A 21,488-nucleotide genomic window follows, 5' to 3' on the forward strand; every position below is an offset into this window, starting at 1 on the left:
GCTTACTCGGCGAGGTCCTGCTCCTCAATGGTGAAGGTGTGGTTGGTGAATACGCAGATGTCGCCGGCGATGCCGAGGGCGGTTTCGACGATTTCGCGGGCCGACAGATCGGTTTTCTTCAGCAGGGCGCTGGCGGCGGCCTGGGCGTAACCGCCACCGGAACCCATGGCGATCAGCCCTTCTTCGGGCTCAACCACGTCGCCGTTGCCGGTGATGATCAGGGAAGCGTCTTTGTTGGCGACCGCGAGCATGGCTTCGAGGCGGCTGAGGGAGCGGTCCGTGCGCCATTCTTTGGCGAGTTCGACGGCGGCGCGCACCAGGTGGCCCTGATGTTTCTCAAGCTGGCCTTCGAAACGTTCGAAGAGGGTGAAGGCGTCAGCGGTGGCCCCGGCAAAACCGGCGATCACCTGGCCGTGGTACAGGCGGCGAACTTTCTTCGCGTTGCCTTTCATCACGGTATTGCCGAGAGAAACCTGGCCGTCGCCGCCCATGACGACTTTGCCGTGGCGGCGAACTGAAACGATGGTGGTCAAGGGAGAGTCTCCACGCAGCGGGGCGAAAATGCCTTATGCCAACTCATATGGGGGTGGTGGAGCGTATTTCAACTGCGGGAGTTGGCGAGGGACGAGCGGTGTTGGGCGGGGAGAGGCGTGTTGTTTGTTCGGGTGTCTTCGCGGGCAAGCCTCGCTCCTACAGATTAGTGGCGTTCACGCAGGCGGTGAACGGTACATTCCCTGTAGGAGCGAGGCTTGCCCGCGAAGAACGATAACGCGGTCGTTCTGACGAAATCAGCGGCTCTGGCGTTGTTGTAACAACAGGTTGCTGAATCCACTGCCAGCCAGTTGTTTCTGGGCGGTAGTCAGCTGTTCACGATTGCTGAACGGACCGACGAGCACCCGATACCAGGTTTCATCTTTAACCGTGCCGGACTCAACGGCTACGGCCTGCCCCAGAAGAATGATCTGCGCACGCACCTTGTCCGCATCAGCCTCCTTGCGGAACGACCCGGCCTGCAGGAAGAACTTGGTCACGGGCGCCGCTTTGGACACCGGTGGCGCCGGCGGCGGGGTAATCCCGGCCAGCGCTGCCTGAGCACGCGCCGTGTCGATCTTCGCCGCTTGCTCTGGCGTCACCGGCGTGGTCGGAATCGCCGGCACTTGCGGCGTCGGCAGGGTTTTCTCCGGCACGGCGTCCGGTGGCACGATGACTTCCGATTCCGGCAGCAAGGTGTAGAAGTCGTACTTCGGCTTCACCGGTTGCGTCGGGCTCGGCGGGGTCTTGTTGGCCTCGGCGATCTTGGCTTTCTGCTGCTCGATCTTCTCGCGCTTGACGCTCTCGCTGCCCTTGCCCGGCTCCAGCTTCATCAGGAATACGATGAACGCGCCGACCGTCAGGCCGATGGCCATCCATAGCCAACCCGGGATCGGTTGTTTTGCCGGAGCGGTGTAACGGCTGGCGCCACGCTTGGGTGCAGGTTTTTTCTTGGCAGCCAACTTACATACGCTCCAGAGTTTCCAGACCCAAGAGTTCCAGGCCTTGCTTGAGAGTGCGGCCGGTCAGCGCGGCGAGGCGCAGGCGGCTCTGCATTTGCGCCGGGGTGTCGGCGCTGAGGATCGGGCAGTTCTCGTAGAAACTGGAGAACAGCCCGGCCACATCGTACAGGTAGGTGCACAGCGTGTGCGGCGTGCCTTTATCGGAAACGTTGTTCAGCACTTCGCCGAACTGCGCGAGCTTGGCGGCCAGTTCGTGTTCGTGCGCGGCTTCGAGGACGATCTGGCCTTCGACTTCGCTGAAGTCCTTGCCCAGTTTGCGGAACACGCCGGCCACGCGGGTGTAGGCGTACAGCAGGTACGGCGCGGTGTTGCCTTCGAAGTTCAGCATCAGGTCGAAGTTGAAGCTGTAGTCGCTGGTGCGGTGCTTCGACAGGTCGGCGTATTTCACCGCGCCGATGCCCACGACCTTGGCGATGTTGCGCAACTCGGCTTCGGCCAGTTCCGGGTTCTTGTCCTTCACCAGGGTGTAGGCGCGTTCCTGGGCTTCGGTCAGCAGATCGATCAGCTTCACGGTGCCGCCATCACGGGTCTTGAACGGACGGCCATCGGCGCCGTTCATGGTACCGAAGCCCATATGTTCCATTTCCATCGGGTGCGTCACAAAGCCGGCCTTGCGGGCGACAGCGAACACTTGCTGGAAGTGCAGGGCCTGACGCTGGTCGACGAAATACAGCGCGCGATCAGCCTTCAGCACGCCGCTGCGATAACGCACGGCCGCCAGGTCGGTGGTGGCGTAGAGGTAGCCGCCATCGGCCTTGACGATGATCACCGGCAGCGGGTCGCCGTCGGCGTTCTTGAATTCGTCGAGGAACACGCACTGGGCGCCGTTGCTCTCGACCAGCAGGCCAGCGGCCTTGAGGTCGTTGACCACGTTGATCAGGTCGTCGTTGTAGGCACTTTCGCCCATCACGTCGGCCATGGTCAGTTTGACGTTCAGCAGTTCGTAGATTTTCTGGCAGTGGGACAGCGAGATGTCCTTGAACTTGGTCCATAGCGCCAGGCAGTCCGGGTCGCCGGCTTGCAGCTTGACCACCAGGCCACGGGCGCGGTCAGCGAATTCTTCGGACTCGTCGAAGCGTTGCTTGGCGGCGCGGTAGAAGTTTTCCAGGTCCGACAGCTCGTCGCTGGTGATCGGGTTTTCCTGGAGGTACGCCATCAGCATGCCGAACTGGGTGCCCCAGTCGCCGACGTGGTTCTGACGGATCACTTCATCGCCGAGGAATTCCAGGACCCGCGCCACGCCGTCACCGATGATGGTCGAGCGCAAGTGGCCGACGTGCATCTCTTTGGCCAGGTTCGGCGCGGACAGGTCGACCACGGTGCGCTGCAGCGGGCCGGCCTTGCGCACGCCGATATGGTCATCCGCCAGGGCGGCGTCCAGGCGCGAAGCCAGGGCCTGGGTGTTCTGGAAGAAGTTCAGGAAGCCAGGGCCGGCGATTTCGGTCTTGGTGATGTTTTCGTCAGCCGGCAACGCGGCAATGATTTTCTCGGCCAGGTCGCGCGGCTTCATGCCCGCAGGCTTGGCCAGCATCATGGCGATGTTGCTGGCGAAGTCGCCGTTCTTCTTGTCGCGGGAGTTTTCCACCTGGATCGCCGGCGACAGGCCTTCAGGCAACACACCTTCGTTGACGAGTTGGGTGATGGCTTGTTGGATCAGCTGGCGAATGGTGTCTTTCATGGTCTTCTCTTTCGACCGCAAGCGCGGCGGCGCTTCAATGCGCTGGTGGAAAAACTGGGCATTATCCGTTGCGAAGGCGGGCTTGCCAACTATAGCGGGCAGGTTGTGGATATATGGTGACTATTCGGGCCTCTTCGCGGGCAAGCCTCGCTCCTACAAGGATCACCACCAAACCTGTAGGAGCGAGGCTTGCCCGCGAAAGCAATCTTGCGGTCAATACAAATCCACAGGATCGACATCCAGCGACCAACGCACCGCCCGTCCACTCGGCATCTGTTCCAGCGCCAGCAACCAACTGCTCAACAATCGATGCAACGGCGCCCGGGCCGTGGCCTGCAACAACAGCTGCGCCCGATAACGCCCGGCCCGACGTTCCATTGGCGCCGGCACCGGCCCCAGCAATTCGATACCGGTCAGATTCTGCTCAGCCAGCAAACGTTCAGCCTCACTGCACGCCTCATCGAGGAAGCCTTCGGCCTGCCCCGGTTTGTGCGCTTCGGCCCGCAGCAGCGCCAGATGCGCAAACGGCGGCAATCCCGCCGAGCGACGCTCGCTCAAGGCCTGTTCGGCAAAGGCGAAATAACCCTGCTCGGTCAATTGCACCAGCAGCGGGTGGTCCGCCAGGTGCGTCTGGATAATCACCCGGCCCGGCTCTTCGGCGCGTCCCGCACGCCCGGCGACCTGGACGATCAGCTGCGCCATGCGCTCGCTGGCGCGGAAGTCGCCGGAGAACAGCCCGCCGTCGGCATCGAGGATCGACACCAGCGTCACCCGTGGAAAGTGGTGTCCTTTGGCAAGCATCTGCGTGCCCACCAGAATGCACGGCTGGCCTTTTTGAATGGTCGCGAACAACTGATTCATGGCGTCCTTGCGCGAAGTGCTGTCGCGGTCGACCCGCAGCACCGGGACGTCCGGAAACAGAATCCCCAGCCGTTCCTCGGCGCGCTCGGTGCCGGCGCCGACAGGTCGCAAATCGACCTTGGCGCATTTCGGGCAACGCCGGGGCACGCGTTCAACGTAGCCGCAATGGTGGCAACGCAGCTCGCCGGAGCGCTGGTGCACGGTCATGCGTGCATCGCAGCGCTGGCATTCGGACATCCAGCCGCAGTCGTGGCACAACAGCGTCGGGGCGAAACCTCGGCGATTGAGAAACACCAACACCTGCTGACCGGCGGCCAGGGTCTGACCGATGGCTTGTTGCATCGGCCCGGAAATGCCGCTGTCCAGCGGACGACTTTTGACGTCCAGGCGCAGGAAACGCGGTTGCTTGGCCCCGCCGGCGCGCTCGTTCAGGCGCAGGAGGCCGTAGCGGCCGGTGTAGGCGTTGTGCAGGCTTTCCAGCGACGGCGTGGCGGAACCGAGCACGATCGGAATGTTTTCCTGGCGGGCGCGGACCAGCGCCAGGTCGCGGGCGTGGTAGCGCAGGCCTTCCTGCTGTTTATAGGAGCCGTCGTGCTCTTCATCGATGATGATCAGGCCGGGGTTCTTCATCGGCGTGAACAGTGCCGAACGGGTGCCGATGATAATGTCGGCGTCACCGTCCCGGGCGGCGAGCCAGGCTTCAAGGCGCTCGCGATCATTGACCGCCGAGTGAATCAGCGCGATCCGTGCGTTGAACCGCTGCTCGAAGCGCGCCAGGGTTTGCGGGCCAAGGTTGATCTCCGGGATCAGCACCAGCGCTTGTTTGCCGGCCTCAAGGGTTTCGCGGATCAGCTGCAAATAGACTTCGGTCTTGCCGCTGCCGGTGACACCCGCGAGCAGGAACGCGTGATAACTGTCGAAACCCGCGCGAATCGCCTCATAGGCGGCACGTTGTTCCGGGTTGAGCGGCAACTCTGGCTGGGCCAGCCAATGCTCGTGGCGGGCACTGGGACCGTGCTTGCGGATTTCTACCTGCACCAGGTCCTTGGCCAGCAACAGATCGAGGCTGTCCTTGCTCAACATCAGTTTGCTCAGCAACTGGTGCGCGACGCCGTGCGGGTGCTGGGCCAGGGTTGTCAGGGCTTCACGCTGGCGCGGGGCGCGGGCGATACGCGGGTCATCAAGGCTGGCGCCGGGGGCGGCGGACCAGAAGCGTTCCTGGCGCGCCTCGGCCAGTTCACCCTGGCGCAGCAACACCGGCAAGGCCCAACTCAACGTGTCGCCGAGGCTGTGCTGATAATACTGGGACGTCCACAAACACAGTTTGAACAGCGCCGGCGGCAGCGGTGGCGTGGCGTCGAGCAGGGCGATGGCCGGCTTGAGCTTCTCGACCGGGACTTCGCTGGTGTCGGTGACCTCCACCAGAATCCCGATCATCTCCCGTCGCCCGAACGGCACCCGCAGGCGCATGCCCGGCTGCAACTGGGCGCGCAGGATCCCGGCCGGGGCACGGTAATCGAACAGGCGGCGCAGGGGCGAAGGCAGGGCGAGGCGCAAAATGGCGTCGGGCACGCGGGGGGATCTCGATAAACAGGCAGTAAAAGAAGTCGGACGCATATTAATTGTGGGAGCGGGCTTGCTCGCGAAGGCGGTGTGTCAGTCAACATCAATGTTGAATGATCAATCGCCTTCGCGAGCAAGCCCGCTCCCACAAGGGACGCATATCAGGCGGGGAGCCTAGCAGACGGTCGGTAGAAGCGACAGCTTGCGCGATTGGCATTGTCTGGTAGAATCCGCGGCCTAATTACGTGCGGTATTCAACAATAGTGTTGAGTGGCGGCACGCTAGCCTGAGGAATACACCATGAAAGCCGATATCCATCCAGCATACGAAACCATCGAAGTAACTTGCAGCTGCGGCAACAAGTTCGAAACTCGTTCGAACCTGTGCAAGCCACTGGGTACTGACGTATGCAACGAGTGCCACCCGTTCTACACCGGTAAGCAGAAGACTCTGGATACTGGCGGCCGTGTACAGCGCTTCGCAGACCGTTTCGGTGCTTTCGGCAAAACCAAAGCTCCTGCTGCTGCAGAGTAAGGTTGAAAAGCCCGATGGGCTTTTCCTTGCTGATGAAAAAGGCGTCCCTCGCGGGCGCCTTTTTTGTGTCCGCGATTTGGCTTTCCGGCGCCCAGGCCTTCTGCCCGACACCCGGCGGGCTGACGTCAGTCGCGGTACAGCGGGTGGTGGATGGTGACACGTTGCGCCTGGCCGACGGCCGCAGCGTGCGCATGATCGGTTTGAATACGCCGGAGCTGGGCAAGAAAGGCCGTTCCGATGAGCCATTCGCCGTGGCGGCGCGCAAACGCCTGGAAGCGCTGGTAGCGGCCAGCGACGGGCAAGTCGGTTTGTTGCCCGGCAAAGAGAGCAAAGACCATTACGGTCGCACCTTGGCCCATGTCTACAGCGCCAATGGCAGCAACCTTGAAGCACAGATGCTCGCCGAAGGCCTCGGTTTCCAGGTCGCGGTGGCGCCGAATGTCGATCTGGTCGACTGTCAGCAAGCGGCGGAACGCAGTGCCCGTCAGGCCGGGCTCGGGATTTGGCGGCAATCGCCTGTACTGAAAGCGGAGCAGATCAGTGCTTCCGGTTTCGCCGTGCTCAGCGGTCGTGTGAGCAAGGTTCAGCGCAATCGCGGCGGGGTTTGGATCGAGTTGCAGGATTCCGTTGTATTGCGCGTTGCACCCAATTTATTCGGGCCATTCGATGTCGCGTCTCTGGAACGGCTGGAAGGCAAGCAGGTCGAGGCGCGCGGCTGGGTGCTGGACCGTTCGCGCCGTGGCGGACTCAAGGAAGGGCAGGCGCGCTGGCTGCTGCCATTGACCGATCCGGCGATGCTTCAAGTCGCGCCCTGATAAAAAATTGTAGACATTTTTTCTGTCGATTGTGAACAGTCTATCCCTTGTGTTCCGTGGCTCTTGGCCCAAAGTCGTAGGGGCGGGCGCTTGACAGGGGTGACTGGTCAGTCTTGTGGGGACTTTGCGAGGCGCGTATCCTCGGCGGTCCGTCTGTCCAACAGTAAAAGCGGAATGCCCACATGTCTGATTTGAAAACTGCCGCTCTCGAATATCACGCCCATCCTCGTCCAGGGAAGCTGAGTGTCGAGCTCACCAAAGCCACTGCTACCGCCCGCGACCTGTCGCTGGCCTACAGCCCCGGCGTAGCCGAACCAGTACGCGAAATCGCCCGCGATCCTGAACTGGCCTACAAATACACCGGCAAAGGCAACCTGGTTGCAGTCATTTCCGATGGCACCGCGATTCTCGGCCTGGGTAACCTCGGCCCATTGGCTTCCAAGCCGGTCATGGAAGGTAAAGGCGTGCTGTTCAAGCGCTTCGCCGGCATCGACGTGTTCGACATCGAAGTCGACTCCGAAAGCCCGCAAGCCTTCATCGACACCGTCAAGCGCATCTCCATCACCTTCGGCGGCATCAACCTGGAAGACATCAAGGCACCTGAGTGCTTTGAGATCGAACGCGCGCTGATCGAGCAGTGCGACATTCCGGTGTTCCACGATGACCAGCACGGCACCGCGATCGTTACCGCGGCCGGCATGATCAACGCCCTGGAAATCGCTGGCAAAACCCTCGCCGACGCCAAGATCGTCTGCCTGGGCGCCGGTGCGGCCGCCATCTCCTGCATGAAATTGCTGGTGAGCATGGGCGCCAGCATCGAAAATATCTTCATGGTTGACCGCACCGGCGTGATCCACTCCGGCCGTGACGACCTGAACCAGTACAAGGCTGTCTTCGCTCACGCGACCGACAAGCGCACCCTGGCTGACGCCCTGACCGGTGCTGACGTGTTCGTCGGCCTGTCCGGCCCGAACCTGCTGAGCGCCGAAGGCCTGAAATCCATGGCGGCCAACCCGATCGTGTTCGCGTGCTCCAACCCTGATCCGGAAATCTCCCCGGAACTGGCGCACGCCACCCGTGACGACGTGATCATGGCGACCGGTCGTTCGGACTACCCGAACCAGGTCAACAACGTACTGGGCTTCCCGTTCATCTTCCGCGGTGCCCTGGACGTTCGCGCCAAGCGCATCAACGAAGAAATGAAAGTGGCCGCGGCCAACGCCCTGCGTGAACTGGCCAAACTGCCGGTGCCTCAGGAAGTGTGCGACGCCTACGGCGGTATCAAGCTGGAATTCGGTCGTGAGTACATCATTCCGAAACCAATGGATGCACGCCTGATCACCGTGATCTCCGATGCCGTGGCCAAGGCCGCCATCGAGACCGGCGTAGCCACCCTGCCGTATCCGAAGAACTACCCGCTGAAAAGCGTGGATGACGTGTTCAACGGCTAAGCCCTTGTAACGCTTCAACTGAAAACCCCGGCTCTTGTGAGACGGGGTTTTTTATTGCCTGTGGTTTTTGTGGTGTCTGTGAAAGACCCTTCGCGGGCGAGCCTCGTTCCTACAGGGATTGCGCCAACCCTGTAGGAGCGAGGCTTGCCCGCGAAGAGGCCCGCACAGGCAACCGGGATACAAAAAAAGCCCCGCGCTTCTCTCGAAGGCGGGGCTTTTGGGTGGCGCTGCGATCAGAACAAATCGATCGGCGCCGCTTCATCCGCCGGCAGTGGGCTGCCCGGCGCAGTGCCGTTGCCCAGCTCGTTGGCCGACGGTGGCGTGTCTTCGGCCTTGAACAGCTCGAAGTAGGCGCCTGGCGTGCCTGGGGTGGCGGCACGGCCGCTGACCGGGTCGACCCGCAGGCTGAGGATGCCTTCCGGCTCCGCTTGCGTATGCGGCGGCTTGTCCTTGAGCGCGGCGCTCATGTAATTCATCCAGATCGGCAGCGCGACGGTGCCACCGAACTCACGTTTACCGAGGCTTTCCGGTTGGTCGAAACCGGTCCAGACGGTGGTCACGTAATCGGCGTTGTAGCCGGAGAACCAGGCGTCCTTGGATTCGTTGGTAGTACCGGTCTTGCCGGCGATGTCGGGACGGCCCATGGCCAAAGCGCGGCGGCCGGTGCCGAGCTTGATCACGTCCTCGAGCATGCTGTTGAGGATGAACGTGGTGCGACCATCGACGATGCGTTCGGCCACGGCCGGCGTTGGCGGCGCGGGTTGTGCCGTCAGCGTGTCGCTCGGGGTTGCGTTGACCGTGATGGCATTGGCAACCGGCGCGGCGATGCCATCGCTGACGACTTCACCCTTCGGCACGCTCGGCGGGTTGGCGACGAACAGCGTGTCGCCATTGCGGCTTTCGATCTTGTCGATGATGTACGGGGTGATCTTGTAGCCGCCGTTGGCGAAGGTGCTCCAGCCGGTGGCGATTTCCATCGGCGTCAGGGTCGCGGTGCCCAGGGCCAGGGACAGGTTGCGCGGCAGGTCCTGCTTGTTGAAGCCGAACTTGCTGATGTAGTCGATGGTGCGGTCGACACCCAGCGCTTGCAACAGGCGGATCGACACCAGGTTGCGCGACTTGTACAGCGCCTCGCGCATGCGGATCGGGCCGAGGAACGTGTTGGTGTCGTTCTTCGGACGCCAGACCTTGTCCAGGTACTCGTCGACGAACACGATCGGTGCGTCGTTCACCAGGCTGGCAGCGGTATAGCCGTTATCCAGTGCGGCGCTGTAGACGAACGGCTTGAAGCTCGAGCCCGGCTGACGCTTGGCCTGCATCGCGCGGTTGTAGTTGCTCTGTTCGAAGGCGAAGCCGCCGACCAGCGAGCGGATCGCGCCGTTCTGCGGGTCGAGGGACACCAGTGCGCCCTGTGCCTGTGGAATCTGGCTGAACTTCAGCGAATTGTCCGGCTGGCGCTGCACACGAATCAGGTCGCCGACTTGGGCGACGTCCGACGGCTGCTTCGGATTGGCGCCCATGCTGTTGGTGTTGAGGAACGGACGCGCCCATTTCATGCTGTCCCAGGCGACGTGTTCGTCACCGGTGCGGGTCATCACTTGCAGGCCGTTCTTGTCGACCTGAGTCACGATGGCCGGTTCAAGGGTGCTGATGGTGCGTTGCTTGGTCAGCTCAACCGCCCACGCCTCACGCGTCTTGCCCGGCAGGCGCGACTCAGGGCCGCGATAGCCATGGCGCTGGTCGTAAGCCATCAAGCCTTCGTGGAGCGCGGTGTTGGCCATTTCCTGCAAATTGCTCGGCACGGTGGTGGTCACACGGAAACCTTCGGTGTACGCGTCGCTGCCATAACGCCCGACCATTTCGGCACGGGCCATTTCAGCGATATACGGGGCGTTCACTTCCGGGGTCGGTACGTGATAACTGGCGTTGAGCGGCTCGTTGATTGCGGTGGTGTAGTCGGCTTCGGTGATTTTGCCGAGCTTGTACATGCGCCCGAGGATCCAGTCGCGACGCTCTTTGCTGCGGGCCGGGTTGGCCAGCGGGTTGAAGCGTGACGGGGCTTTTGGCAGGCCGGCGATCATCGCCATCTGCGCCAGGCTGACGTCACGAATCGATTTGCCGTAATAGACCTGCGCCGCCGCCTCGATGCCGTAGGCGCGGTTACCCAGGTAGATCTTGTTGACGTACAGCTCAAGGATCTCGTCCTTGGTCAGCTGCCGTTCGATCTGCAGGGCCAGGAGAATTTCGGTGGTCTTGCGCGAGAAGCTGCGTTCGCTGGTCAGGAAGAAGTTCTTCGCCACCTGCATGGTGATGGTGCTACCGCCCGACTGAATGTGTCCGCTTTTTACCAATTGCGTGGCGGCGCGCATCAGACTGCTCGGATCGACGCCGTAGTGATTGGCGAAGTTGTCGTCTTCAGCACTTAGTAACGCATTGATGAAATTGGGGGGAATGTCGGCGAAACGGATCGGAGTCCGGCGCATTTCGCCAAATTCTGCGATCAACTTGTTGTCGCTGCTGTAGACCCGCAAAGGAATCTGCAACTGAATGCTTCTCAACGCCTCCACGGACGGCAATCCCGGACTAAGGTAGAGAAATGCACCGCTGAGACCAAGGAGCAGTCCGCAGAAAACGGCGACGATGGACCAACCGAAAAATTTCAGCAGACGAATCAAGGCTTTTGGACATCCAGGGTAAAGAATGAATTGGGCATCAGGGTTCAGATAAACAGGGAACGACCCGCGCTTGAAGTAAAAACCGGAAAAAAACGCTGGGCATTATAAGCATTTTTACGTCGAGAGCGTCATTTGCGCTGCTGTCAAGACGGGTGGTTTGAACGCAATGGATATTACAGAGTCCGTAACTCACGGATAGTCATAGGGAATTGGTAGTGCTAGGACTCTTCAACAAAAAGGCCAACACGCTGCTGGGCATCGATATCAGCTCCACGTCGGTGAAACTGCTGGAGCTGAGCCGCCAGGGCGACCGTTATCGGGTCGAGGCCTATGCGGTTGAACCGTTGCCCGCCAGTGCCGTGGTCGAAAAAAATATTGCCGAGCTCGAAGGTGTGGGGCAGGCCCTTGCGCGGGTGCTGCTCAAGGCCCGGACCCCTCTCAGGAACGTCGCTGTGGCCGTGGCCGGTTCGGCGGTGATCACCAAGACCATCGAGATGGATGCCGGTCTTTCCGACGACGAGATGGAAAACCAGCTGAAAATCGAGGCTGATCAATACATCCCTTATCCATTGGACGAAGTCGCCATCGATTTCGAAGTCCAGGGTGCTTCCGAGCGCAATCCCGAGCGAGTCAATGTGCTGCTGGCGGCCTGTCGCAAGGAAAACGTCGAGGTCCGTGAAGCGGCCCTGGCCCTGGCGGGGCTGACGGCGCGTGTGGTCGACGTCGAGGCCTACGCGCTGGAACGCTGTTTCGGCTTGCTGGCGGGGCAGCTGGCTGTCTCTCAGGAGCGTCTGATGGTCGCGGTGGTCGACATCGGCGCCACCATGACCACCCTGAGCGTCCTGCACAACGGCAAGATCATCTACACCCGTGAACAATTGTTCGGCGGGCGTCAGCTGACGGAAGAGATCCAGCGGCGTTACGGCCTGACCGTCGAACAGGCGGGGCTGGCGAAGAAGCAAGGCGGTTTGCCCGACGATTACGTCAGCGAAGTGTTGCAGCCGTTTCGTGATGCACTGGTGCAACAGGTGTCGCGTTCGTTGCAGTTTTTCTTCGCTTCGGGCCAGTACACCTCGGTCGATCACATCCTGCTGGCCGGCGGCACCGCTTCTGTCCCGGGGCTGGATCGCTTGATCGAGCAGCGATTGGGCACGCCGACTCAGGTGGCCAACCCTTTCTCCAACATGGCCCTTGGCAGCAAGGTCAACGCCGGTGCATTGGCCAGTGATGCGCCGGCACTGATGATCGCCTGCGGGCTGGCCCTCAGGAGTTTCGACTGATGGCGCGGATCAATCTTTTACCCTGGCGCGAAGAGCTGCGAGAAGCGCGCCGCAAACGCTTTTTGCTGGCGCTGGTCGGCGTGCTGGTGGGTTCGGTGGGCGCGGTGCTGATCGCGAATCAGGCGATCAACGGCGCCATCGATCGGCAAGTTGCCCGTAACGATTACATTGGCAAACAGATTGCCGTGGTCGACGAGCGGATCAAACAGATCAGCGACCTGAAAGCCCGTCGCCAGCAACTGGTCGAGCGCATGCGCATCATCCAGGACCTGCAAGGCAATCGGCCGATCAGCGGGCGGATATTCGACCAGTTGGCGCGGACCTTGCCCGATGGCGTGTATTTCACCGAAGTGAAAATGACGGGCAAGACCTTGTCCATCGCGGGCGCGGCAGAGTCCAACAATCGGGTTTCAGACCTCATGCGTAATCTGGATGCGTCCGACTGGTTCGATGCGCCCAACCTCACGGAAGTCAAAGCGACCACGGCAGGTCAGCTGGATCAGGCCAACGTCTTTCAGTTGACCGTTCGTCAGACTCAGCCTGCCGCTGTGGAGGGCGGCCAATGAGTCTGTCCACTTGGTTGGAAGCACTACGCAAGATTGACCTCAACGATCTGGACACCAACAACATCGGCTCCTGGCCGCCAGCGATCAAGGCGCTGGCCAGTGCCTTGCTGATGATTCTGGTGCTGGCATTGGGCTACAGCTTTTCCACCAGCGAACTCAACAGCCAACTCGAACTCAAGCGTGAGGAAGAGTCGACGCTCAAGGAGCAATTTGCCAACAAGGCGCACATGGCGGCGAACCTGGAGCTGTATACCCAGCAGATGAAGCAAATGGAGAACTCCTTTGGTGTGCTGCTGCGGCAATTGCCCAGCGACACCGAAGTGCCGGGCCTGCTGGAGGACATCACCCGCACCGGCCTGGGCAGTGGCCTGGAGTTCGAAGAGATCAAATTGCTGCCGGAGGTCACCCAGCAGTTCTACATCGAACTGCCAATCCAGATCACCGTTACCGGCGCCTATCACGACCTGGCCACGTTCGTCAGCGGCGTGGCGGGACTGCCGCGGATCGTCACCCTGCATGATTTCGATGTCGCACCGGCCGATCCCGAGGGGGGGCCGAAGTTGCGCATGAGCATCCTCGCCAAGACCTACCGCTACAACGACAAGGGGCTGCAAAAATGAGCCCGATTCGTGGTTTTTCGATAGTGATGCTGGTGGTCGGTCTGGCCGGTTGTGGCAGCGACACTGATTTCACTGACCTGGATGCGTACATGAACGAAATGCGTTTGCGTGCGCCGGGCAAGATTGAACCAACGCCGACATTTCGGTCTTACCCAACATTCACCTACAACGCCGCTAACCTGCGAAGCCCGTTTTCGCGGCAGGTCAGAGTGGACCTGGCTGGCCAGAAACACGGCTCGCGCAACGTCAAGCCCGACACCAATCGGGTCAAGCAATACCTCGAAGGTTTCAACATCGAGCAGTTTGAAATGGTCGGCACGATCTCCAATGCAAATGGCTCCTTTGCGCTGCTGCGCGGGGCGGGTGGTGTGCATCGGTTGAAAGTCGGCGATTACCTGGGGCGCAACGATGGGCGGATTGTCGCCATCAGCGGTTCCCAGGTCGATGTGGTCGAAATCGTTCCCGACGGCGAAGGCGCCTGGCTGGAGCGGCCGCGGACCATCCCTTTGAAAGAGCACTCATAGTGGAACTCGAATAATGAACAGGATTTTCTCCACCTTCGGTATTTCGCTATGGATAGCGCTGCTGTCGCCGATGGTACAAGCGGCCAACCTCAAAACGCTGGATGTCGCAGCGCTGCCGGGGGACCGCGTCGAGTTGAAGTTGTCATTCGATGGGCCGCCCCCGACGCCCCACGGCTACACCACCGAACAACCGGCACGGATTGCCCTGGACCTGCCCGGAGTTGTCAGCAAGCTGGCGAACAAGAGTCGTGACCTGGGCGGGGGCAATGCCCGCAGTGCCACGGTTGTCGAGGCCAAGGACCGCGCGCGGCTGATCATCAACCTGACCCAGTTGACGCCATACAACGCACGGGTCGAAGGCAACACGCTGTTCGTGGTGGTCGGTCAGGGCGCCAACAAAACGGCCGCCAGCCCGGCTCCCAAGGCGACGCGTGCGGCGGTTGCAACGCCAGCCCCGGCGAGGGCCTATGCGCCGGTGGGCAAAGCCATCCGCGGCGTGGATTTCCAGCGCGGCACCCAGGGTGAAGGCAATGTGGTGATCGATCTGTCGGATCCGTCCATCGCGCCGGACATTCAGGAACGGGATGGAAAAATCATCCTCGGTTTCGCTAGGACGCAATTGCCCGAACCGTTGCGGGTGCGCCTCGACGTCAAGGATTTCGCCACGCCGGTGCAGTTTGTCAACGCCAGTGCCACCGGTGATCGCGCCACGATCAGCATCGAGCCCAGCGGCGCCTTTGATTATTCGACCTATCAGACCGACAACAAACTGACCGTCAGCATCCGGCCAATGACCGTCGACGACTTGCAGAAGCGCAACACCGAACGTTTTGCCTACACCGGTGAAAAGCTCTCCCTGAATTTCCAGGACATCGACGTGCGCTCGGTGCTGCAGCTGATCGCCGATTTCACCAATCTCAACCTGGTGGCCAGCGACACGGTGCAGGGCGGCATTACCCTGCGCTTGCAGAACGTGCCATGGGATCAGGCGCTGGACCTGGTGCTGAAAACCAAAGGCCTCGATAAGCGCAAGATCGGCAATGTCTTGCTGGTGGCGCCGGCCGCAGAAATAGCCGCCCGAGAGCAACAGGAGCTAGAGTCGCAGAAACAAATTGCCGATCTGGCACCGCTGCGTCGCGAGCTTCTACAGGTCAACTACGCCAAAGCCGCCGATATCGCCAAACTGTTCCAGTCGGTGACCAGTGCCGAGGCAAAAGCCGATGAGCGGGGTTCGATCACGGTGGATGAGCGGACCAATAACATCATTGCCTACCAGACCCAGGAACGCCTCGACGAACTCCGTCGTATCGTCGCGCAACTGGATATTCCGGTGCGTCAGGTGATGATCGAGGCGCGGATCGTCGAAGCCAACGTCGACTACGACAAAAGCCTCGGTGTGCGCTGGGGCGGCTCGGTACAGAACAAAGGCAACTGGAACACTTCCGGGGTCAGTAACGGTGCAAATGCCTCGTCGACCATCGGCACGCCCGGCAGCACCAGCACCAACTCACCGTTCGTCGACCTGGGAACGGCCGCCAACACCTCGGGGATCGGCATCGCCTTCATCACGGACAACGTATTGCTCGATCTGGAACTGACGGCGATGGAGAAGACCGGCAACGGCGAAATCGTCTCCCAGCCCAAGGTGGTCACGTCCGACAAGGAAACCGCGAAAATCCTCAAGGGCACGGAAATTCCCTACCAGGAAGCCAGCTCCAGCGGCGCTACGTCGGTGTCGTTCAAGGAGGCGTCGCTGTCCCTGGAAGTCACGCCGCAGATCACCCCGGACAACCGCATCATCATGGAGGTCAAGGTCACCAAGGACGAACCGGACTACCTGAACAAAGTGCAGGATGTGCCGCCGATCAAGAAAAACGAGGTCAACGCCAAGGTCCTGGTCAACGACGGCGAGACCATCGTGATTGGCGGGGTTTTCTCAAATACTCAAAGCAAGGTTGTAGATAAGGTGCCATTTCTTGGCGATGTGCCGTATCTTGGCCGCCTTTTCCGGCGTGACGTGGTTTCGGAGAAAAAATCCGAGCTGTTGGTGTTTCTCACACCGCGTATCATGAATAACCAGGCGATTGCTGTGAGTCGTTGATTCTGTGCGAAATTTGATTCTTGTTGGACCGATGGGGGCTGGAAAAAGCACCATCGGCCGGTTGCTGGCCAAAGAGCTGCGCCTGCCGTTCAAAGATTCCGATAAGGAAATTGAATTGCGCACGGGCGCCAATATCCCGTGGATCTTCGATAAGGAAGGCGAGCCGGGCTTTCGTGATCGCGAGCAGGCGATGATTGCCGAGCTGTGCGACTGCGATGGCGTGGTATTGGCCACCGGTGGCGGGGCCGTCATGCGCGAGGCCAATCGTCGGGCGCTGCGCGCCGGTGGTCGCGTGGTCTATCTGCATGCTTCTGTCGAGCAGCAGGTCGGCCGCACTTCCCGTGACCGCAATCGGCCATTGCTGCGTACCGCCGACCCGGCCAAGACCCTTCGGGATCTGCTGGCGATCCGTGATCCGCTTTATCGGGAAATCGCCGACCTGGTGGTGGAAACCGATGAGCGGCCGCCACGAATGGTGGTGCTCGATATTCTCGAACGCTTGCAGCAGCTACCTCCCCGTTAAAGCGCAGCGCGAAATGCGCTATCCTCGGCGTCCTGTCACGGCCGCTCAAGGTTGTGGCGGATGGCTACCGAACGGCGTCACACCAGCAGAGGCCGTGGACTTTCGATAACTCAGGGCAGGACGCCTGATTCCATCTTCACTGTGGGGACACATGCAGACACTCAAGGTCGATCTAGGCGAGCGCAGCTACCCGATTCATATTGGCGAAGGTTTGTTGGATCAGCCTGAGCTGCTGGCCCCGCATATTCGCGGACGGCAAGTGGCGATTATCTCCAACGAGACCGTTGCGCCGCTCTATCTCGAACGTCTGACCCGCAGCCTCGCACCGTTCTCGGTGGTGTCCGTGGTGCTGCCCGACGGCGAAGCCTTCAAGACCTGGGAAACCCTGCAACTGATTTTCGACGGTCTGCTGACCGCACGGCACGACCGTCGCACCACGGTGATCGCCCTCGGTGGCGGCGTGATTGGCGACATGGCCGGTTTTGCTGCCGCCTGCTACCAGCGCGGTGTCGATTTCATCCAGATCCCGACCACCTTGTTGTCGCAAGTCGATTCCTCGGTCGGCGGCAAGACCGGGATCAACCATCCGCTGGGCAAGAACATGGTCGGCGCTTTCTATCAGCCGAACGTCGTGCTGATCGATACCGCCACCCTCAACACCCTGCCGGCCCGCGAACTGTCTGCCGGGCTTGCTGAAGTCATCAAGTACGGGCTGATCTGCGACGAGCCGTTCCTGACCTGGCTCGAAGAAAACGTCGATCGCCTGCGTGCCCTGGACCAGGTTGCCCTGACCTACGCCATCGAACGCTCCTGCGCCGCCAAGGCTGCAGTGGTCGGTGCCGACGAACGGGAAACCGGCGTGCGCGCCACGCTCAACCTCGGTCATACCTTCGGCCACGCCATCGAAACCCATATGGGCTATGGTGTCTGGCTACATGGTGAGGCGGTCGCTGCTGGCACCGTAATGGCCCTGGAAATGTCCATGCGCCTGGGCTGGATCAGCGAACAAGAGCGCGATCGCGGTATTCGTCTGTTCCAACGGGCCGGCCTGCCGGTCATTCCGCCTGAAGAGATGACCGAAGCCGATTTTCTCGAACACATGGCAATTGACAAGAAAGTGATCGACGGTCGTTTGCGCCTGGTGCTGCTGCGCCACATGGGCGAAGCAGTGGTGACCGACGATTATCCGAAAGAGGTTTTACAGGCCACGCTGGGAGCGGATTACCGCGCCCTGGCTCAGCTTAAAGGTTAATAAGATCCCGATGACTAGTTTGCATGCCGACGAGGCTTTCCTCGGCCATTACCAGTTGAGTCACGACCCTTTCGCTCCACGGGTGCCTGGCTTCAAATTCTTCCCGGCCCAGCGCAAACCGGTGCTGGGACAATTGCATCATCTGGCGCGCTACAGCCAATTGCTGCTGGTGGTCACCGGCCCGCAAGGCAGTGGCAAGACCTTGTTGCGTCAGGCCCTGGTGGCCAGCACCAACAAGCAATCGGTGCAAAGCGTGGTGGTTTCCGCCCGTGGCGCGGGTGATTCGGCTGGCGTTCTGCGTCAGGTGGCCCAGGCGCTGAACGTCGCCCAGGCCGAGATCGGTGCGATCCTGGCCCAAGTGGTGCAGCTTGCCCTGACCGGACAGGAAGTCTATTTGCTGGTGGATGACGCCGAGCAGCTCGACGAATCCGCGCTGGAAGCCTTGATGGCGTTGGCGGCCGGTGCACCGGAAGGTCGCCCGCACGTATTCCTGTTCGGCGAATCCTCGCTGATCGCTCAACTGGAGGCGCTGAGCCTCGAGGAAGAGCGCTTCCACGTCATCGAATTGCAGCCCTACACCGAAGAAGAGACTCGCGAATACCTGGACCAGCGGCTCGAAGGCGCCGGTCGGGGTATCGAACTTTTCACCGCAGATCAGATCTCTGATATTCACGAAAGCTCCGACGGTTGGCCTGGCACCATCAACCAGGTTGCCCGCGATGCAATGATCGAAGCCATGATTGCCAGCCGCTCTGCGGTGAAGCGTCCAAGTATGGGGTTCAACATGCCGAAGAAACACGTATTGGCGATTTCCGCCGTTGTCGTGGTCGCGGTAGCCGCCGCCTGGTTGATGCCGGGTCGCAGCAAAGCACCGACCACTGGCGCGCCTGCCAACGAGCAAGCGCAACTGCCGCTCGGCCAGGGCACGCCACAACCGAACAGCGGCGGTGCACCTTCCGTCGAATTCGCCGGTAACTCGCAACCGATGCCATTGCCGCTGGTCGGCAACTCGCAGCCGGTCATGCGCGGTCCGTTGGCCGAAGCGGCCGGTGGCATCACCGAAGGCGACGACGGCGTGCCGATCGAAGGTTCCAGCGCCACGCCGCCGACCGTCACCACGACTGCGCCGCCAGCAGGCCTGTCGGCCGGCCCTGCGCCGACACCGGCTGCCAAACCAGCGCCTGCGCCGACTCAAGTCGCGACTGCCAAGCCAGCCCCGGTAGCACCTGCCGTCAAGCCGGCTCCAGCGCCCGCCAAGCCAGCCGTTGCTGCCGCCGCCGCCAAGCCAGCGGAGAAACCAACCACCGTGGCCAAGGCTGCCGGTGGCACCTGGTACGCGGGTCAAGCGCCGGGTAACTACGTGGTGCAGATCCTCGGCACCAGCTCCGAAGCGTCCGCACAGAGCTTCGTGAAAGAGCAGGGCGGCGAGTACCGTTATTTCAAGAAAGTCCTCAACGGCAAACCGCTTTACGTCATCACCTACGGCAGCTTCGCCAACCGTGATGCAGCCCTTACCGCCATCAAGGCCTTGCCAGCGAAGGTTCAGGCTGGTAAACCTTGGCCTCGCACTGTCGCCAGCGTCCAACAGGAACTGGCAACAACTCGCTGAAGATTCGGCGGCCTTACCCAGGCCGCCTCTCCCGGCACCTCAAATTTCTGCAAGAGCATGCCGTCTCCCCAGACCGCGTGCCTTGTGGTGTCTGCGTCACAGTAGTCTTTGAGTCGTTGCGGTCAAAATTAAAAAAGTTTTGACTAGCACAGCATATCGCTTTAAACCTTTCACAAATGCGACATAGATTTGCGACAGTTCGTCGTCAAATTTGTGAGCCCCTGTGTCGGTGTGTACAATGACCTCCCTTTTGCCCCCGCAAAGCTGGCGTACGTTCGGCGCGGATGGTAAGTGGTTGAATTGAAAAGAAATTTGCCTCGACAAGAGGCAGCCTGGTGAGAAAGTGTCTATGAAAGCAGGTCTGTACCAACCAGATGAATTCAAGGATAACTGCGGTTTCGGCCTGATAGCCCATATGCAGGGCGAGCCCAGTCATACCCTTTTGCAAACGGCCATCGAGGCCCTGACCTGCATGACCCACCGCGGTGGGATCAACGCCGACGGCAAGACCGGTGACGGTTGCGGTCTGCTGATTCAGAAGCCGGATGTGTTCCTGCGTGCCATCGCCCAGGAAACCTTCGGCGTCGAACTGCCCAAGCAATATGCCGTGGGCATGGTCTTCTTCAACCAGGACCCGGTCAAAGCCGAAGCCGCTCGCGAGAACATGAACCGCGAGATCCTGGCCGCCGGCCTGCAGCTGGTCGGCTGGCGCAAAGTGCCGATCGACACCAGCGTCCTCGGCCGCCTGGCCCTCGAGCGCCTGCCGCAGATCGAACAAGTGTTCATCGGTGGCGCCGGCCTGAGCGATCAGGACATGGCGATCAAGCTGTTCAGCTCCCGTCGTCGCTCGTCCGTGGCCAATGCCGCCGACGTCGATCACTACATCTGCAGCTTTTCCCACAAGACCATCATTTACAAAGGCCTGATGATGCCGGCGGATTTGACCGCCTTCTATCCAGACCTGAGTGACCAGCGCCTGCAAACCGCGATCTGCGTGTTTCACCAGCGCTTCTCCACCAACACCCTGCCGAAATGGCCGCTGGCTCAACCGTTCCGCTTCCTGGCGCACAACGGCGAGATCAACACCATCACCGGCAACCGCAACTGGGCCGTGGCCCGTCGCACCAAGTTCGCCAACGACCTGATGCCCGATCTCGAAGAGCTCGGCCCGCTGGTCAACCGTGTCGGCTCCGACTCCTCGAGCATGGACAACATGCTCGAGCTGATGGTCACCGGTGGCATCGACCTGTTCCGTGGCGTGCGGATGATCATTCCGCCTGCGTGGCAGAACGTCGAAACCATGGACCCGGACCTGCGTGCGTTCTACGAATACAACTCGATGCACATGGAACCGTGGGACGGCCCGGCCGGCGTGGTCATGACCGATGGTCGCTACGCGGTGTGCCTGCTCGACCGTAACGGTTTGCGTCCGGCGCGTTGGGTCACCACCAAGAACGGTTTCATCACCCTGGCCTCGGAAATCGGTGTCTGGAACTACCAGCCTGAAGACGTGATCGCCAAGGGCCGTGTTGGCCCGGGCCAGATCTTTGCCGTGGACACCGAAACCGGTCAGATCCTCGACACCGACGCCATCGACAACCGCTTGAAGTCGCGTCATCCGTACAAGCAATGGCTGCGCAAGAATGCCCTGCGCATCCAGGCGACCATGGAAGATAACGACCACGGTTCGGCGTTCTACGACGTTGACCAACTCAAGCAGTACATGAAGATGTATCAGGTCACGTTCGAAGAGCGCGACCAGGTGCTGCGTCCGCTCGGCGAGCAAGGCTACGAAGCCGTCGGCTCGATGGGCGACGACACGCCGATGGCCGTGCTGTCCCAGCGCGTGCGCACGCCGTACGACTATTTCCGCCACCAGTTCG

At 61.1% G+C, this 21,488-nt stretch carries 17 protein-coding genes; 12 read left to right on the forward strand and 5 right to left on the reverse strand.

The genetic code is table 11. The features are described 5' to 3' along the window. Nucleotides 1–2: 2 nt before the first annotated feature. The 4 genes from hslV to ACIPL2_RS21725 all read right to left on the reverse strand — a co-directional run bounded on the left by hslV (nt 3) and on the right by ACIPL2_RS21725 (nt 5,664). Nucleotides 3–533, reverse strand: a complete 531-nt coding sequence (hslV, locus tag ACIPL2_RS21710; protein ID WP_007899242.1) for an ATP-dependent protease subunit HslV — start codon at nt 531–533, stop codon at nt 3–5. 255 nt (nt 534–788) lie between these two features. Then, a complete protein-coding gene (locus tag ACIPL2_RS21715) occupies nt 789–1,493 on the reverse strand; it encodes an SPOR domain-containing protein (RefSeq protein WP_401359490.1) in 705 nt (234 codons plus the stop codon). 1 nt (nt 1,494) lies between these two features. Further along, nucleotides 1,495–3,231, reverse strand: a complete 1,737-nt coding sequence (gene argS, locus ACIPL2_RS21720; protein WP_401359492.1) for an arginine--tRNA ligase — start codon at nt 3,229–3,231, stop codon at nt 1,495–1,497. A gap of 213 nt (nt 3,232–3,444) precedes the next feature. Next, a complete protein-coding gene (locus ACIPL2_RS21725; RefSeq protein ID WP_401359494.1) occupies nt 3,445–5,664 on the reverse strand; it encodes a primosomal protein N' in 2,220 nt (739 codons plus the stop codon). A gap of 291 nt (nt 5,665–5,955) precedes the next feature. Here ACIPL2_RS21725 and rpmE point away from each other — a divergent pair, with 291 nt between their 5' ends. The 3 genes from rpmE (at nt 5,956) to ACIPL2_RS21740 (ending at nt 8,455) form a co-directional block, all read left to right on the forward strand. Next, nucleotides 5,956–6,189 (forward strand): 50S ribosomal protein L31, encoded by a 234-nt coding sequence (gene rpmE / locus ACIPL2_RS21730; protein ID WP_059408183.1) that lies wholly within the window; start codon nt 5,956–5,958, stop codon nt 6,187–6,189. Nucleotides 6,190–6,203: 14 nt separating this feature from the next. After that, nucleotides 6,204–7,004, forward strand: coding sequence for a thermonuclease family protein (locus ACIPL2_RS21735; RefSeq protein WP_401359497.1), 801 nt, complete (start codon nt 6,204–6,206; stop codon nt 7,002–7,004). 182 nt (nt 7,005–7,186) lie between these two features. Continuing rightward, nucleotides 7,187–8,455, forward strand: coding sequence for a malic enzyme-like NAD(P)-binding protein (locus ACIPL2_RS21740; protein ID WP_059408179.1), 1,269 nt, complete (start codon nt 7,187–7,189; stop codon nt 8,453–8,455). A gap of 233 nt (nt 8,456–8,688) precedes the next feature. Here the strand turns inward: ACIPL2_RS21740 and ACIPL2_RS21745 are convergent, their stop codons facing one another. Next, complete coding sequence (locus ACIPL2_RS21745) at nt 8,689–11,127, reverse strand: penicillin-binding protein 1A (RefSeq protein WP_401359635.1); 2,439 nt, start codon at nt 11,125–11,127, stop codon at nt 8,689–8,691. A gap of 218 nt (nt 11,128–11,345) precedes the next feature. Here ACIPL2_RS21745 and ACIPL2_RS21750 point away from each other — a divergent pair, with 218 nt between their 5' ends. The 9 genes from ACIPL2_RS21750 to ACIPL2_RS21790 form a co-directional block, all read left to right on the forward strand. Next, nucleotides 11,346–12,410 (forward strand): pilus assembly protein PilM, encoded by a 1,065-nt coding sequence (locus tag ACIPL2_RS21750; protein WP_401359500.1) that lies wholly within the window; start codon nt 11,346–11,348, stop codon nt 12,408–12,410. Continuing rightward, the gene (locus tag ACIPL2_RS21755; RefSeq protein ID WP_401359502.1) at nt 12,410–12,976 is read left to right on the forward strand and encodes a PilN domain-containing protein; all 567 of its coding nucleotides are present in this window, start codon (nt 12,410–12,412) and stop codon (nt 12,974–12,976) included. Before ACIPL2_RS21750 ends, ACIPL2_RS21755 begins: the two co-directional genes overlap by 1 nt. Next, the gene (gene pilO, locus ACIPL2_RS21760; RefSeq protein ID WP_401359505.1) at nt 12,973–13,596 is read left to right on the forward strand and encodes a type 4a pilus biogenesis protein PilO; all 624 of its coding nucleotides are present in this window, start codon (nt 12,973–12,975) and stop codon (nt 13,594–13,596) included. Before ACIPL2_RS21755 ends, pilO begins: the two co-directional genes overlap by 4 nt. Then, nucleotides 13,593–14,120: a pilus assembly protein PilP gene (locus ACIPL2_RS21765; protein WP_401359507.1), complete on the forward strand. Its 528-nt coding sequence runs from the start codon at nt 13,593–13,595 to the stop codon at nt 14,118–14,120. Before pilO ends, ACIPL2_RS21765 begins: the two co-directional genes overlap by 4 nt. A 13-nt stretch (nt 14,121–14,133) precedes the next feature. After that, nucleotides 14,134–16,221 carry a type IV pilus secretin PilQ gene (gene pilQ, locus ACIPL2_RS21770; RefSeq protein WP_401359509.1) on the forward strand — a complete coding sequence of 696 codons (2,088 nt, stop codon included), beginning with the start codon at nt 14,134–14,136 and terminating at the stop codon, nt 16,219–16,221. Nucleotides 16,222–16,225: 4 nt separating this feature from the next. Further along, the gene (gene aroK / locus ACIPL2_RS21775; protein WP_063854487.1) at nt 16,226–16,744 is read left to right on the forward strand and encodes a shikimate kinase AroK; all 519 of its coding nucleotides are present in this window, start codon (nt 16,226–16,228) and stop codon (nt 16,742–16,744) included. Nucleotides 16,745–16,895: 151 nt separating this feature from the next. After that, the gene (aroB, locus tag ACIPL2_RS21780) at nt 16,896–17,996 is read left to right on the forward strand and encodes a 3-dehydroquinate synthase (protein ID WP_401359513.1); all 1,101 of its coding nucleotides are present in this window, start codon (nt 16,896–16,898) and stop codon (nt 17,994–17,996) included. Nucleotides 17,997–18,006: 10 nt separating this feature from the next. Continuing rightward, nucleotides 18,007–19,605 carry an AAA family ATPase gene (locus tag ACIPL2_RS21785; protein ID WP_401359516.1) on the forward strand — a complete coding sequence of 533 codons (1,599 nt, stop codon included), beginning with the start codon at nt 18,007–18,009 and terminating at the stop codon, nt 19,603–19,605. A 349-nt stretch (nt 19,606–19,954) separates the two neighbouring features. Then, nucleotides 19,955–21,488, forward strand: a 1,534-nt coding sequence (locus tag ACIPL2_RS21790; protein ID WP_401359518.1) for a glutamate synthase central domain-containing protein, incomplete at its 3' end; no start/stop codon positions are given.

It is taken from the genome of Pseudomonas sp. NPDC086251, from assembly GCF_044746405.1.
Lineage (GTDB): Bacteria > Pseudomonadota > Gammaproteobacteria > Pseudomonadales > Pseudomonadaceae > Aquipseudomonas.